At 73.0% G+C, this 13,933-nt stretch carries 11 protein-coding genes; 7 read left to right on the forward strand and 4 right to left on the reverse strand.

Annotated elements, in window-relative coordinates; genetic code table 11:
- Window positions 1-9: 9 nt before the first annotated feature.
- Entirely contained in the window at window positions 10-2,967 is a 2,958-nt protein-coding gene (locus ACZ61C_RS09130; protein ID WP_465304601.1) for an AfsR/SARP family transcriptional regulator, read from the reverse strand.
- 152 nt (window positions 2,968-3,119) lie between these two features.
- On the reverse strand, window positions 3,120-3,710 hold the full coding sequence (locus tag ACZ61C_RS09135) for a hypothetical protein (protein ID WP_465304603.1): 591 nt from the start codon (window positions 3,708-3,710) through the stop codon (window positions 3,120-3,122).
- A gap of 53 nt (window positions 3,711-3,763) precedes the next feature.
- Here ACZ61C_RS09135 and ACZ61C_RS09140 point away from each other — a divergent pair, with 53 nt between their 5' ends.
- Window positions 3,764-4,129 carry a DUF488 domain-containing protein gene (locus ACZ61C_RS09140; protein ID WP_465304605.1) on the forward strand — a complete coding sequence of 122 codons (366 nt, stop codon included), beginning with the start codon at window positions 3,764-3,766 and terminating at the stop codon, window positions 4,127-4,129.
- Between the two features lie 2 nt (window positions 4,130-4,131).
- On the opposite strand, the gene ACZ61C_RS09145 is transcribed toward ACZ61C_RS09140, so the two are convergent.
- Together ACZ61C_RS09145 and ACZ61C_RS09150 are read right to left on the reverse strand one after the other, a co-directional pair.
- Window positions 4,132-6,519, reverse strand: coding sequence for a glycoside hydrolase family 2 protein (locus ACZ61C_RS09145; RefSeq protein WP_465304607.1), 2,388 nt, complete (start codon window positions 6,517-6,519; stop codon window positions 4,132-4,134).
- 90 nt (window positions 6,520-6,609) lie between these two features.
- Complete coding sequence (locus tag ACZ61C_RS09150) at window positions 6,610-7,647, reverse strand: LacI family DNA-binding transcriptional regulator (RefSeq protein WP_465304609.1); 1,038 nt, start codon at window positions 7,645-7,647, stop codon at window positions 6,610-6,612.
- A 162-nt stretch (window positions 7,648-7,809) separates the two neighbouring features.
- On the opposite strand from ACZ61C_RS09150, the gene ACZ61C_RS09155 reads away from it, so the two are divergent.
- Genes ACZ61C_RS09155 through rhaI form a run of 6 tightly spaced genes read left to right on the forward strand, consistent with a single transcriptional unit; the run spans window position 7,810 to window position 13,932 of the window.
- Complete coding sequence (locus tag ACZ61C_RS09155) at window positions 7,810-9,327, forward strand: sugar ABC transporter ATP-binding protein (RefSeq protein WP_465304611.1); 1,518 nt, start codon at window positions 7,810-7,812, stop codon at window positions 9,325-9,327.
- The gene (locus ACZ61C_RS09160) at window positions 9,324-10,364 is read left to right on the forward strand and encodes an ABC transporter permease (RefSeq protein WP_465304613.1); all 1,041 of its coding nucleotides are present in this window, start codon (window positions 9,324-9,326) and stop codon (window positions 10,362-10,364) included. Before ACZ61C_RS09155 ends, ACZ61C_RS09160 begins: the two co-directional genes overlap by 4 nt.
- Entirely contained in the window at window positions 10,357-11,370 is a 1,014-nt protein-coding gene (locus ACZ61C_RS09165) for an ABC transporter permease (protein WP_465304616.1), read from the forward strand. Before ACZ61C_RS09160 ends, ACZ61C_RS09165 begins: the two co-directional genes overlap by 8 nt.
- 5 nt (window positions 11,371-11,375) lie before the next feature.
- Window positions 11,376-12,437 carry a rhamnose ABC transporter substrate-binding protein gene (gene rhaS, locus ACZ61C_RS09170; RefSeq protein WP_465304618.1) on the forward strand — a complete coding sequence of 354 codons (1,062 nt, stop codon included), beginning with the start codon at window positions 11,376-11,378 and terminating at the stop codon, window positions 12,435-12,437.
- Complete coding sequence (locus ACZ61C_RS09175) at window positions 12,437-12,772, forward strand: L-rhamnose mutarotase (RefSeq protein WP_465304620.1); 336 nt, start codon at window positions 12,437-12,439, stop codon at window positions 12,770-12,772. The genes rhaS and ACZ61C_RS09175 overlap by 1 nt, the downstream gene beginning before the upstream one ends.
- Window positions 12,769-13,932, forward strand: a complete 1,164-nt coding sequence (rhaI, locus tag ACZ61C_RS09180) for an L-rhamnose isomerase (protein ID WP_465304622.1) — start codon at window positions 12,769-12,771, stop codon at window positions 13,930-13,932. The genes ACZ61C_RS09175 and rhaI overlap by 4 nt, the downstream gene beginning before the upstream one ends.
- Window position 13,933: the final 1 nt, after the last annotated feature.

The raw sequence follows: 13,933 nt of genomic DNA on the forward strand, positions 1-13,933 counted from the left end.
CGATCGGGGTCAGCCGCTGAGTTTCGCCAGCAAGCCTGCAGCCCGGGCTTCCAGCGGCCGGTACCCGGCCTGGGCGGCCAGCTTCGCCGCCGCCTCGCCGTGCGTCCGGGCCAAATCGGCGTCCCCTTCCGCCAGTGCGGCCTCCGCCAACCCCGTCAGCGCCGCCGCCTCGCACCAGGTGAAGCTGGTCTCCCGGGCGATGTCGAGCGCCGCCGTGAGGTGCTCGGCCGCCGGGGCTCCGAGGTGGAGGCAGACCTCGCCGAACGCCGTGCGGGCCGAGGCCTCCGTGCCGCGGTCGCCGATGCGGCGGGTCAGCTCCACCGCTTCCGCCGCGTCGGCGAGGGCCCGCGTGCCGTCGCCGGCGCGGGCCTCCAGGACCGCGCGGCCGGACAGCGCCGCCGCTTCGCCGTACTGGTAACCCAGCTCCCGGTTGGCGGTCAGCGCGCGCTCGTAGAACTCGGCGGCGACGGGGCTGCCCAGGTCACGGTGGACGTGCCCGAGGTCGACCAGCAGCACGGCCACGCTGAACGTCGCGCCGTCGTGTTCGGCGATCTCCAGCGCGCGGCCGAAGTGGCGCAGCGCTTCGTCGTGGTCGCCGACCTGGTTGCACGCGAACCCGAGGTTGGCCAGCGCCATCGTGACCCCCGGGATGGCGAGCTCTTCGCACAGCCGCAACGACTCCGCGCCGCACACGATCGCCTCGCGCGGGTCGCCGAGCCGCTGGTGCACCGCGCTCAGGTTGTTGAGCACCGCCGCGCGCCCGGCCGGCCAGTCCGCCGCCAGCCCGTCGTCCAGGACCGTCTTCAGGTGCGTGCGAGCCTCGGCGTAGCGGCCGCTGTTGACCCCGGCGAGCGCGATCGACAGCCGCATCGCGGCCTGCGCCTGCCGCGCTCCGGCGGCCTGCGCGGCGGTGAGCGCGGTGGTCGCCGTGTCGATCCACTCCGTGTGGTGGCCGCGGTGGTGGAAGAACGCCCGGAGCGCGTCGGCCAGGTGCCAGGCGTGCTCCCGCGGGCCGTGCGCCGCCGCGTGCTCGACCGCGGCGGCGAGGTTCGGCCACTCGGTGTCGAGCCAGGCGAGCGCGTCCTCGGTGCCCGCGAACGGGTTCGGCGCGTCGGGCCGCGGGAGCCGCAGGAAGTGCGGGATCAGCCGGCGCCCGGCCGCATCCGCCGTCGTGAGGTAGTGGTCGAACAGCCTGCGCAGCGCCGCGTCGCGGCCCTCGGCCGGGTCGTCCGCCTCGACGCGCCCGGCCGCGTAGCTGCGCAGCAGGTCGTGGAAGCGGTAGCGCCCGGGCAGGTGCCGTTCGACGAGGTTGGCCGCGGAGAGGGCTTTGAGCTGCTGCCCGGCCCGGCCCTCGGTGACGTCGGCGAGCTCCGCGGCCACCGGCGGGGTGAACGTCTGGCCCGGCACCAGCGCGAGCCGCCGGAACAGCAGGCGGTGCTCGACGGGCAATGCCCGGTACGACACCGAGAACGCCGTGGTCACCGCGCTTTCCTCGGCGCCGTCGACGCTGAGCCCGGCCAGCGGGTCGCCACCGGCGAGCTCACGGGCCAGTTCCGCGATGCCGGACACCTCGCCCGCGCCGAGGTTCGCGGCGGCCAGCCGCAGCGCGAGCGGGAGGTGCCCGCACAGCCGGGCGAGCTCGGCCGCCGCGGCCGGCTCGGCGGCTACCGCGGCGGGACCGAGCACGGTCTCCAGCAGCTGCCGGGAGTCCTCGGCGGGCAGCACGGCCAGCGCCACCGCGCGGGCCCCGGCGCGGGCGATGAGGTCGCCGAGCCGCTGGCGGCTGGTGACCAGCACGGTGCCCGACGGCGGCAGCAGCGGCGTCACCTGGGCGCTGTCGCGGGCGTTGTCGAGCAGCACCAGGACCTTCCGGTCGGCCAGGAGCGAGCGCCACAGCGCCGTCCGCCCGTCCGGGTCCGGCGGGATCGCGCGCGGGTCGGCGCCGAGTGCACGCAGCAGCTGGGCGGCGGCGACAGCGGGGGTCAGCGGCTCGTGGTCGGCGTCGAACCCGCGCAGGTCGAGGTAGAGCTGGCCGTCGGGGAAGCGGTCGCGGACGCGGTGTGCCCACCGGACGGCGAGCGCGGTCTTGCCGACCCCGGCGGTGCCGGTCAGCACCCGGATGTCCGGGCCGGGGCCGGACGGCTCGTCGAGCCGCGCCAGTTCGGCGGCGCGGCCGGTGAAGCCGCCGACGTCGTGGGGGAGCTGGGCGGGACGGACCGGCTCCGGGGCGCCGTCCAGGGCCGGGTCGGCGGCGAGGATCGCGGCTTCGAGCCGGCTCAGCTCCGGCGCCGGGTCGAGGCCGAGCTCTTCGGCGAGCCGGACGCGCAGTTCGCGGTACGCGGCCAGGGCGGCGTCAGTGCGGCCTTCGCGGTGCAGGGCGAGCATCAGCTGCCCGACCGGGCGCTGCCGCAGCGGGTGCGCGGCGACCAGCGTGGTCAGCTCGGCGAGCACCGCGCGGCCCCGGCCGAGCCGCAGCTGCGCGTCGAGCCGGTCTTCCAGCGCGCTCCAGCGGGCTTCGCGCAGCCCGGCCAGCAACCGGTCGGCGACGTCGGGTGACGCGGCCCCGGCCAGCGCGTCACCCCGCCAGAGCGCGAGCGCCTCTTCGAGCAGCGCGACGGCCGTCTCGTCGCCGGCCGTTCGGGCCCGCTGGACGAGGGCGGTGAACCGGTGGGCGTCGACGCTGCCGGGGTCGGCGCGCAGGACGTACCCGGGGCCTTCGGTGGCCAATTCGGGGCCGTCCGCGGCCCGGAACACCGCACGCAGCCGGGAGACCAGCGCCTGGACGGTGTTGCGCGCGCTCGCCGGGGGAGCCGTGGGCCAGAGCAGGTCCACGAGCCGCTCGAGCGAGACCGGCCGGCCGGCTTCGAGGAGCAGGACGGCGAGCACCAGCCGCTGCTTGCGGGACCCGAGGTCGACCGGGGCGCCGTCCGCCGTCGCCTCGACGGCGCCGAGGACGCGGAACTCCACCCGGTCACCTCTCCCTCGTCGGCGTGCAAGCGTACTGCAAGCCCGGTCCGCGATCCTCGGCGTGCTGGAGGACACCGCGAGATGTCCCAGGCTGGGGGTAGGGCCACCTCGGCGACCACGCCCCCGGTCGCCGTGGTGGCCCTTTGCCGTGCTCAGCGCGCGGCCGGGTCGATCTGGACGGGGTAACCCGCCCGCAGGACGGCCAGTGTGGCGGGCGGGGTCAGCACGGGGGCAGTTCCTGCGCCGGGCAGCTTCCGCCGGGTGCCGTACCCCGCGGTCGTCCACTCCGTGAGGTGCCCGTCCACCACGAGCTCCGGGTGCTCACCACGCCGGACGAACGCGCCGTCCGGCAGGTCGGCCCAGCGCACCTCGTGCAGCCGGCGGCGGTGGGTGCCGGGGTACAGGCGCTCGCCGTGCAGCCGCCGGTTCATGGCGGTGGCCGACGGCCCGCCCGGCCACGCGTCGCGGTAGGCGTTGTACGCGGGGCGGCGGCACTCGCCGCAGGGCCGGTGCCCGGCGGCGAACGAGACGGCCTCGTCGTGGAAGTACAGGTGCGTGTAGCGGTTGGGCAGCCACTGCTCGCGCCACCGGCCGCGGAACTCGAGCGCGCAGGTGATCCACAGGTCGCCGGCGTGGAAGCGGACGATCTCGTGGCCCTCGTGCAACACCCCGCGGTTGCCGGTCCACGCGCCCCGCAGCGGGATGTCGACGACGTCGCCGGCCGGCGTCACGCGGTTGCGCACGAGGGTGTCCTCTCCGGGTGGCGCGGCGCGCGGGCGCATCGCAGAATGCGCGCATGCAGCCGACGCTCGTCCGGGTGGCGCGCCTGGCCGACCCGGCCGGGCCCGCCGACGGCGTCCGCGTGCTCGTCGAGCGGGTCTGGCCGCGTGGCACCGCCCGGACGGCGGTGGTCCTCGACGGCTGGTACCGGACCCTGGCCCCGTCCGACGCCCTGCGCACCTGGTACGGCCACGACCCGGACCGGTTCGCGGAGTTCGCCGAGCGCTACCGGGCCGAGCTGCGGGAACCGGACCGGGTGGCGGCGCTCGAGCGGCTGCGCGAGCTGGCCGGCGACGGGCCGGTGACGCTGCTGACGGCGAGCGGGTCGCCCCCGATCAGCCAGGCGGCGGTGCTCGCCGGGGTGCTCGGCGGCGAGGGCTGACCTCACGATCTCGCCCCGTCCGGCGCGCTGGTGGTCACCTTCGCCGTGGCGACGCCCAGCGTGGTGTGCTCGGCGACGACGGTCACCGTCCCCGGTGACCCCGCCACGGGCCGCAGCCAGACGGCCGCCGCGCCGCCGGTCGCGCCGAAGTCCAGCACCGGATCCCCGACCAGCTCGCCCGGCCCGCTCACGCTCACCGTCACCGAACCGGTCGTCCCCGCCCGCAGGGTGCCGAACCGGTCCAGCGCCGCGATCACGACGCGCGTGGCGTCACTGCCGTCCGCGCGCAGCTCCTTGTCGTCCGCGACGCAGCTGAGCACGTCCCGGCTCCGGTCGCCGCTGAAGCGCCGCGAAACGACCAGCCGGTCACCGACGTAGCCCTCGACGCGCAGCTGCGGACGGCCTCCGCGCGGCACCACCAGGTCGACGGCGAACGGCGGATGACGCAGGTGCGGGAAGTCCGCGCGACGGCTGCGCGCCGCGCCCACCGGACGGTCGTCCAGGAACAGCAGCAGCCGGTCGCAGTTCGACCAGATCGTCGCGCCCGGCCCGGGACCACCCGGCTGGGCCGTGAAGTCCCAGGCGAAGCCGGGCTCGACGACCGCCCGGACCCGCGGGTCGCCCTGCGACGCGTAGAAGGCCGCCGCCGGCTTCGGGATCCGGAAGAAGTCCGCCACCCCGGCAAACTTCGACCCGCCGACCGACCGCTGCCAGCCCGACGGGTAGTCGAACGCGCACCAGGCGAGCAGCCCGCAGTACCGGTCGTCGGCGGCGGCCAGGTCGTGGGCCTTGGCGTGCAGCTCCGCCTGCTGGTGCTGGGTCGCCGCCGGGTCGGTCCGGCGGTAGGAGCGGGACCCGGCGATCGTGCCGATCGTCTCGGTCACCAGGTAGGGCACCCCCGGCCGCGGCGCGCGCAGCTGGAACGGCGCCCCGCGGCGCGCGGTGTAGTCGTTGTAGGCCAGGACCTCGACGTCGGAGCCGGCGAACCGCGCGCCCGTGCTGCTGGCCAGCGCGCCGCTCGTCGGCCGCGACGGGTCGAGCTGCCGCGCGAGCCGCCCGGTCCGCCCGTACATCGCGGTGGTGCCGTTGGCCTCGTTGACCCGCGTGCCCCAGACGATGACGCTCGGGTGGTTGCGGTCGCGGGTGATCATGCCCGAGACGTCGCGGAAGTTCTGCTGCTGCCAGGCGGCGTCGCCGATCCGGCCCCAGCCGGGGATCTCTTCCCAGACGAGCAGGCCCAGCTCGTCGCAGGCGTCGAGGAACGCGCTCGACTGCGGGTAGTGCGAGCAGCGGACCATCGTGCAGTTCAGCTCACGGCGCAGGATCTCGGCGTCGCGGCGCTGGACGCGGTCCGGCAGCGCGCCGCCGGCGAACGGGTACCACTGGTGGCGGTTGAGCCCGAACAGCTTGAGCCGCCGACCGTTGAGGAAGAAGCCGTCCGGAGTGAACTTCGCTTCGCGGAATCCGATCCGGACGACCCGCTGGTCGAGCGACCGCGGTCCGGACCGGACGTCGACCACGACGTCGCACAGCGCCGGGTCGTCGACGTCCCAGAGCCGGACGGCGTCGAGGCCGTGGACGTCGAACTCGACGGTGGTGACGCCGATCGGCATCGGCGCGACGTCGGCCCAGCCCTGGGCCAGCTCCCGGCCCGCCTGCCGCACCGAGGCCGTGACCCGCACGGGTTCGGTGCGCGCGACGGTCGTGTCGAGCTCGCACTTGAGGTGCAGCGAGCGGGCGGGGGAGAGGGCGTCGACCGGGCGGGCGAAGACGTCGGACAGGCGGGTGCGGGGCACGGTGCCGATCGAGGCCGGGCGGTAGATCCCGGCCGGCTGGTAGAAGTCGATGACCGACGGGCCCGCGGCGCTGGGCAGGTTCGGCGGGACGTCGAGCTGCCAGCGCCCGTCGACGACCACGGCGAGGACGTTGTCGCCCGCCGTCACCTGCGGCAGCTCGACCTCGAACGGGAGGTAGCCGCCCTCGTGGGTGGCGACGAGCGTGCCGTTGAGGTGCACCGCCGCGGTGGTCATGACCCCTTCGAAGCGGGCCCGGACCCGTTCGGCCGTCATCGCCGGGGTCACCGTGAAGTGCTTGCGGTAGATCCACCGGTCCTGCCACGACGACGGCTGCCAGCCGGTCCAGGAAAGCGGCGTCACGCAGTGGGGCAGCTGGACCGGGCTCAGGTCGGTTTCGTCGAACCCGAGGTCGGCGCAGCCGTCGGCGTACCGCCCGAACAGCCAGAAATCGCCCAGCCGCACGGCATCCGGATCGGGCCCGGCGAGCCCGGCCGACCCGGCGGCGGTCGAGCCGACCACGGCCGCGCCGAGCAGCGCGGCCCCGCCCGCGGCGAGGAACCCGCGCCGCGACAGCCGCGGTTCCGAGTCGGCCATCAACGACCTCCGTGCTCCGGCGAGCGCCCGTTCGTCCCACCCTTGCATCGCTTGTGGCCTTTAAGACGTCACAGCCGATCGGCGGGTTGCTCAGCGGAGGGTCGAGGTGCGCACCACCAGCTCCGGCGTGAAGACGACCTGCCGGTGCTCGTGCCCGGTTTCGGTGGTTTCGGCCAGCAGCAGCTCCGCCGCCGTGTGGCCGAGGCGGCGGCGGGGCTGGCGGACCGAGGTGAGGGGGACCGCGGCCGCCGCGGCGAACTCGATGTCGTCGTACCCCACGATCGCCAGGTCCTCCGGGACGCGCATGCGCAGGTTCGCGCACGTCTGGAGCAGGCCGAGAGCGACCAGGTCGTTGGCGCAGAACGCCGCGGTCGGCCGGATCGACGCGGGCAGCCCGGCCAGGCGCTCGCCGGCGCCCCGGCCGTCGGCCACCGTCAGCGCCGTCGTCGTGAGGTCGACGAGGTGGTCGGGACCGAGACCGGCCGCGCGGAGCGCGCGCAATGCGCCGAGCCGCCGGTCGCGGACCTGGCCGACCGTCGTGTGGTTGCCGATGAACGCGATCCGGTCGTGGCCCTGTTCGACCAGGTGCCGCACGGCGATCTCGCCGCCGTAGACGTCGTCGACGGCGACCGAGCAGTGCGAAGTGCCTTCGGGGGTGCGGTCGACGACCACCACCGGCGTGCCGCGGCGGGCGATCTCGCGCAGCAGCGGCGCGTCCGGGTCGACCGGCGTGATGAGGATGCCCTGGACCCGCTGCTGTTCGAGCCGGTCGAGGTAGGCCTCTTCGCGCGACGGCTGGTGCGCGCTGTTGCAGAGGAACAGCGAGAGGTCACCCTCGTCGGCCGCGTCCTCCATGCCGGCGGCGACGTCGGTGAAGAACGGGTTGCTGCCGTCGAGCATCACGTAGGCCAGCACCCGGCTGCGCCCGGCCCGCAGCTGCCGCGCGGACTCGTTGCGCACGAACCGGAGCTCCGCCATCGCGGCCTCGACCTTCGCGCGGGTGGCCGGGCTGACGCGGTCCGGGCGGTTGAGCACGTTGGACACCGTGCCGAGGGAGACCCCGGCGGCCGCGGCGACGTCCTTCATGCCCGCCGCTCTCGGCTCGGCGCCGGACTCCTGGACCGTCATCGGGACCCCCTTCGGCCAGCACTGTTGAAACGTAACATCGCCACGCACGGCAAGCCTTCGAAGCCGTTTGGCCACGGTTCGGCCGATGCATTGACTTGCTCTTCAACCGCATAGTAGCGTCACCGCGCCAGGTTTGTGAAACCTTTCAATCCGGAGGTCGCGATGACGCGGCAGGACCCGGGCCGGGCCCCTCTGCTGGAGGTGCGCGGCGTGACGAAGTCGTTCGGCGCGGTCGCGGCCGTCGCCGGGGTGAGCTTCGGGCTGCACGCCGGAGAGGCCCACGCGCTCGTCGGCGAAAACGGCGCCGGCAAGTCCACGATCGTGAAGATGCTCGCCGGGGTGCACAAACCCGACGACGGCACGCTGCTGCTGGCCGGGCGGCCGGTCGAGTTCGGCTCCCCGGCCGACGCGAAGGCCGCCGGCATCGCGGTCATCTACCAGGAACCCACCCTGTTCCCGGACCTTTCGGTCGCCGAGAACATCGTGATGGGCCGCCACCCGCGCAAGAGTCTCGGCCGCATCGACCGGACGGCGATCCGCGCCGAGGCCGACCGGCTCTTCACCCGGCTCGGCGTCCGGATCGACCCGGCCCGCCCGGCGCGCGGGCTGTCGATCGCCGACCAGCAGATCGTCGAGATCGCCAAGGCGCTCAGCGCCGACGCCCGCGTGCTGGTGATGGACGAGCCGACCGCCGCGCTCAGCCGCGTCGAGGTCGAACGGCTCTTCACCGTCGCGAGGACGCTGCGCGAGGAAGGCGCGGCGATCATGTTCATCTCGCACCGGTTCGAGGAGATCACCGAGCTGTGCCAGCGCGTGACGATCATGCGCGACGGCAAGCACGTCTCGACGGACCTGCTCGACGACGTCACGGTCGACGAGATGGTCAAGCGCATGGTCGGGCGCGACCTGGACGCGCTGTTCCCCAAGCAGGACGTCGAACCCGGCGCGGTGGTCCTCGAAGTCGAAGGCCTGGCCCGGGAAGGTGTCTTCCGCGACATCTCCTTCTCGGTGCGGGCCGGGGAGATCGTCGCGTTCGCCGGCCTGGTCGGGTCGGGACGCTCGGAGGTCGTCCAGGCCGTCTTCGGGGTCGACGAGCGCGACGCGGGTGTCGTGCGGGTCGGTGGGAAGAAACTGAAGCCGCACTCGTCCCGCGCGGCGATGTCCGCCGGCATGGCGCTGGTCCCGGAGGACCGGCGCCAGCAGGGCCTGATCATGGACCTCTCGATCGAGCGGAACGTGACGCTGCCGCGCTCCGGCGCGCTGGCGAAGCTCGGGTTCCTGGGCGGCGGGAGCGAACGGCAGGAAGCCGCGCACTGGACCGAGCGGCTGCGCACCAAGTACCGCCGCCTCACCGACCCCGTCGGCACGCTCTCGGGCGGCAACCAGCAGAAGGTCGTGCTGGCCAAGTGGCTGGCGATGGCGCCCAAAGTGCTGATCGTCGACGAGCCGACCCGCGGCATCGACGTCGGCACGAAGGCCGAGGTGCACCGGCTGATGTCGGCGCTGGCGGCCGAAGGCGTCGCGATCGTCATGGTCTCCTCGGAGCTGCCCGAGGTGCTCGGCATGGCCGACCGCGTCCTGGTGATGCGCGAGGGCCGGATCGTCGCCGAGCTCCCGCGCGCCGAGGCCACCGAGGACACCGTCATGTTCGCCGCGATGGGGCAGGGAGCCGCCGCATGACCGTGACCAGGGAAGCCCCGCCCGCCGGGGCCACGACCGTCCACTCGCGACGGTCATGGACGGCGAACGTCTTCAAGGCCCGCGAATCCGGCATCGTGCTGGCGCTGGTCGTCCTCGTCGTGTTCACCGCGACGCAGAACTCCCGGTTCCTGTCCGGGCAGAGCATCCGCGACATCCTGCTCGGCACGGCGATCCTCGCGGTGCTGGCCGTCGGGCAGGCGGTCGTGATCATCACCCGCAACATCGACCTGTCGGTCGGATCCGTGCTCGGCCTCTCGGCGTTCGCCGTGGGCTCGCTGATGCGCGACAACCCCGGTCTCCCGGTGGTCGTCGCGCTGCTCGCCGGCCTTGTCGTCGGCGCGGTCTGCGGGCTGCTCAACGGCGTGCTCGTCCGGTTCGGCCAGGTGCCCGCGCTGGTCGTCACGCTCGGCACGCTCTACGCCTACCGCGGGGTCAGCTTCTTCTGGGCCGGCGGCCAGCAGATCAACGCCGACAAGCTGCCGGCGTCCTTCCTGGACTTCGGCACGGCGTCGGTCCTCGGGATCCCGTGGCTGGTGCTGATCGCCGTGGTCGTGCTGGTGATCGCCGGGATCGTGCTGCGCAGCTACCGCGCCGGCCGCGAGCTCTACGCGATGGGCTCCAGCCCGCAGGCCGCGAAGCTGGCCGGCATCAAGGTCGGCCGCAACACCAGCGCCGCGTTCCTGGTCAGCGGCGCGCTCGCCGGCCTCGCCGGGGTCCTGTTCGCGGCGCGGTTCGGCACGGTGGACGCGGCGGCCGGCACCGGCTACGAGCTGAACGTCGTCGCCGCGGCCGTCGTCGGCGGTGTCGCGGTGTTCGGCGGCAGCGGCTCGGTCTGGGGCGCGGGCCTTGGCGCGCTGCTGCTCACGGTCATCGGCAGCGCCCTGGCCGTGCTCGACATCAACCAGTTCTGGCAGCAGGCGATCGTCGGCGCGCTGATCCTGCTCGCCATCGGCGCCGACCGGCTGGTCGCCGTGCGGGTGGCCAAGGCACTGAAGAAGAGGGATTCCCATGTCTGACTCCGGGAACCGGCTCGGCCGGCTGCTCAGCTGGGACGCCGCCGTCGTGCTCGTCACGGTGATCGTGCTGGTCATCGCCTCCGGCGCCGTCGACAACTTCGGCACCAGCCGCAACTTCACCTTCCTGCTGCTCGACCTGCTGCCGATCGCGCTGATCGCGTTGCCGATGACGTTCATCATCGTCACCGGCGAGATCGACCTCTCGGTGGCGAGCACGCTCGGGCTGACGTCCGCGGTGATGGGGTCGCTGTGGGACGCGGGCCTGTCGATCGAGACGATCATCCCGCTCTGCGTCGTGCTGGGCGCGGTCCTCGGCGCGGTGAACGGCTTCTTCGTCACCGTGCTGAAACTGCCGGCCCTGGCGGTCACGATCGGCACGCTCGCGCTGTACCGCGGCCTGGCTTTCGTCGTGCTCGGCGACGGCGCGGTCGCCGACTTCCCGCGGGCCTACACGAGCTGGGTCACCGGCACGATCGGCGACGGCCCGATCCCGAACGTCCTGGTCCCGCTGGTCGTCGTCGCGCTCGTGTTCGGAGTTGTGCTGCACGCGACGCCGGTCGGGCGCAGAGTCTTCGCGGCCGGTGCCGGGGAACAGGCGGCGCGGTTCGCCGGGATCCGCACCGGGCGGCTGAAGTTCTGGCTCTACGTCGTGAGCGGCGCGGTCGCCGGGGTCGCCGGGGTGCTGTGGACGCTGCGCTACTCCAGTGCCCGCGCCGACAACGGCTTCGGCCTCGAACTGGCCGTCGTGGCCGCTGTGCTCCTCGGCGGCGTGTCCATCTTCGGCGGCAAGGGCACGCTGCCCGGTGTGCTCGCCGGGGTGGTCCTGCTGTCGTCCCTGCAGAACGCGCTGCGCCTGCAGGACGTGTCGAACGAAGCCCTCAACATCGTGACCGGCGTGCTGCTGATCGTGTCGGTCCTGCTCCCCAACATCGTGTCTTCGGCCCGTACGGCGCTCCGGCGGCGGCACCGGGCCACAGCACCCAGCGCGGTATCCCCAGAAAGGTGACGAAGATGTCCCGACGGTTCCTCACCGGCGCAGTGTCGGCCGGGCTGGTGCTCGTGCTGGCCGCCTGCGGCGGCACGACCAAGAACGACAGTGCCGGCTCCGGCGCCCAGCAGTCCACCGCGGCGGCGAACCCGAACGCCGCGGCCAAGGAGGGCGTCAAGATGGCGTTCCTGCCCAAGCAGCTCAACAACCCCTACAGCGACATCGAGGTCAGCGGCGGCAAGGCGGCGCTGGGCGAGCTGAAGGGCGAGTACAAGCTGGTCGGGCCGAACGACGCGAGCGCGTCCTCGCAGGTCAGCTACATCAACACGCTGATCCAGCAGCAGCAGGACGTGATCGGCATCGCCGCGAACGACCCGAACGCCGTGTGCCCGTCGCTCAACCAGGCCCGCAGCGCCGGCATGAAGGTCGTCGCCTTCGACTCCGACGCCGCCAAGGACTGCCGCGACGTCTTCATCAACCAGGCCACCACCCAGGGCATCGGCGAGGCGCTGGCCAAGCAGGCCAAGGACCTCTCCGGCGGCTCCGGCGAGATCGCGGTCCTGTCCGCGACGCCGAACGCCACCAACCAGAACGCCTGGATCGACGTCCTCAAAAAGGAGCTGGCCAAGCCGGAGTACTCGGGCCTGAAGCTGGACAAGGTCGCCTACGGCAACGACGACGACCAGAAGTCGTTCCAGGAGGCCCAGGGCCTGCTGCAGTCGTTCCCGAACCTCAAGGTGATCGTCTCGCCGACCACCGTGGGCATCGCGGCCGCCGCGCGTTACGTCAGCTCGTCGAGCTACAAGGGCAAGGTCGCGGTGACCGGGCTCGGCACGCCGAACCAGATGCGCGCGTTCGTCAAGGACGGCACCGTGAAGCAGTTCGCGCTGTGGAACCCGGCCGACATCGGCTACCTCGCCGCCTACGCGGGTGTCGCGCTGTCGTCGGGCCAGATCACCGGCAAGGAAGGCGAGAAGTTCAAGGCCGGCAAGCTCGGTGACTACACGATCGGCGCGAGCGGTGAGATCGTCCTCGGCCCGCCGACGACGTTCGACGCGAACAACATCGACAAGTTCAACTTCTGATGCCACGCTACTGCTTCTGCCTCCAGGTGAAGCCCGACCGGCGTGCCGAGTACGCCGAGCGGCACCGGGCGGTGTGGCCCGAGATGCGCCAGGCCCTGCACGAATCCGGCTGGCGCAACTATTCGCTGTTCCTGCGCGACGACGGCCTGCTGGTCGGCTACGTCGAGGCCGACGACCTCGCCGTCGCGCAGGCGGCGATGGACCGCACCGAGGTCAACCGCCGCTGGCAAGCGGAGATGGCGGAGTTCTTCACCGGCCTCGACGGCGGCCGGCCGGACGAAGGGGTCCGGCTGCTCGACGAGGTCTTCCACCTCGACGTCCGGGAAGGACAGTGATCCCTGTGGATGTCAAAGCGGCGCTGCGCGCCCAGCGCATCGAAACACCGTCGTGGGCGTACGCGAACTCGGGTACGCGCTTCAAGGTGTTCCCGCAGCCCGGGGTGCCCCGCACCCCCGAAGAGAAGATCGCCGACGCGGCCACGGTGCACCGCTTCACCGGGGTCGCCCCGAGCGTCGCGCTCCACATCCCGTGGGACCGCGTCGACGACTACGGCGCCCTGACGGCTTACGCGCGTGACCAGGGGGTGGAGATCGGCGCGATCAACACCAACGTGTTCCAGGACGAGGACTACAAGCTCGGCTCGGTGACCAACCCGGACGCCGGGATCCGGCGCAAGGCCACCGACCACCTGCTCGAGGCGATCTCCATCATGGACGCGACCGGCTCGCGCGACCTCAAGCTGTGGTTCTCCGACGGGATCAACTACCCGGGCCAGGACGACATCCGCGACCGGCAAGACCGGCTGGCCGCGGCGCTGCGCGAGACGTACGACCGGCTCGGGCCGGACCAGCGGATGCTGCTGGAGTACAAGCTCTTCGAACCCGCCTTCTACGCCACCGACGTCCCGGACTGGGGCACCTCCTACGCCCACTGCATCGAGCTGGGGGAGCGGGCGACGGTCTGCATCGACACCGGCCACCACGCGCCGGGGACGAACATCGAGTTCATCGTGGCGTTCCTGCTGCGCGCCGGGAAGCTCGGCGCGTTCGACTTCAACTCGCGCTTCTACGCCGACGACGACCTGATGGTCGGCGCGGCGGACCCGTTCCAGCTGTTCCGGATCATGTACGAGATCGTCCGCGGCGAAGCCCTCGACCCGGCCTACGGGATCGCGTTCATGCTCGACCAGTGCCACAACATCGAGGCCAAGATCCCGGCGATCATCCGGTCGGTGATGAACGTCCAGGAGGCCACGGCGAAGGCGCTGCTCGTGGACCGCCCCGCGTTGCGCGTGGCCCAGCAGGCCGGTGACGTCCTGGCCGCGAACGCCGTGCTGATGGACGCCTACAACACCGACGTCCGGCCGCTGCTGGCCGAGCTGCGCACCGACGCCGGGCTCGACCCGGACCCGGTCGCGGCCTACCACCGCAGCGGGTACCAGGAAAAGATCGTGGCCGAGCGGGCCGGCGGCACGCAGGCCGGATGGGGAGCATGAG

The organism is Amycolatopsis sp. NPDC104587 (assembly GCF_055583645.1).